The 1,118-nt window shown below is 40.4% G+C and carries 1 protein-coding gene; it reads left to right on the top strand.

What is annotated here, in order from left to right; genetic code table 11:
* On the top strand, positions 1 to 1,058 hold a 1,058-nt coding region (locus B0A65_RS22575; RefSeq protein ID WP_123890421.1), incomplete at its 5' end, for an SDR family oxidoreductase.
* Positions 1,059 to 1,118 lie beyond the last annotated feature (60 nt).

The raw sequence follows: 1,118 nt of genomic DNA on the forward strand, positions 1-1,118 counted from the left end.
CTTGCAAGAAATCAAATTCACCGGCAATGCGTGATCCAAATCCGGTTGTGATTTTATACCCTGGAGTTGGAATGTTCACTTTTGCCAAGGATAAAACGATGGCACGTTTGGCATCAGAATATTATGTAAATGCGGTGAACGTAATGAAAGGTGCAGAAGCCGTTTCAGAATATACGTCACTTCCACATCAGGAAGCTTTTGATATCGAATATTGGTTGTTGGAAGAAGCGAAACTGCAAAGAATGCCAAAACCAAAAGCACTTTCAGGAAGAGTCGCTTTAATCACAGGATCAGCCGGAGGAATAGGAAAAGCAATCGCTAAAAAGTTTGCTCAGGAAGGTGCTTGTGTGGTAATTAACGATATCAACGAAGAAAGACTGGAAGAAGCAACAAAAGACTTTATCAAATCATTTGGAAAAGATGCCGTTTCAAGTACACTTTTGAATGTAACGGATGAAAAGAGTACTGAAAAAGCATTAGACGAAGCTTGTCTGGCTTTTGGAGGAGTAGATATCGTGGTAAACAACGCCGGAATCAGTATCTCAAAATCTATTGCAGAACATACTTTGGAAGAATGGGACAGGTTATATGACATTTTGGTAAAAGGACAATTTATTGTATCAAAAGCCGGAATTGAAGTAATGCGTAAACAAGGATTCGGTGGAGACATTGTAAATATTGTTTCTAAGAACGCCGTTGTTGCAGGTCCGAACAATCCTGGATATGGATCAGCCAAAGCAGCACAAGCCCACTTAACGCGCCTTATGGCAGCGGAATTGGGAGCTGATAAAATCCGTGTGAACACGGTAAATCCGGATGCCGTAATTTCAGACTCGAACATTTGGTCTGGTGGTTGGGCAGAAGGTCGTGCCAAAGCGTATGGTATTACGGTAGAAGAATTACCGGCTTACTACGCCAAACGTACGTTACTGAATGAAATCATATTACCTGATGATATTGCAAACGCTTGTTTTGCTTTTGTTGGTGGTTTACTTGGTAAATCAACAGGAAATGCCCTGAATGTAGACGGTGGCGTATCAATGGGCTTCTATAGATAAAAATAGTTTTTTTTAAGTTTGTTTAAGCAAAAGTGGTTTTTTGTGAAATTAACGTCCGAC

The sequence above is a fragment of the Flavobacterium frigidimaris genome (assembly GCF_002217275.1).
In the GTDB taxonomy this organism is placed as follows: domain Bacteria; phylum Bacteroidota; class Bacteroidia; order Flavobacteriales; family Flavobacteriaceae; genus Flavobacterium; species Flavobacterium aquidurense.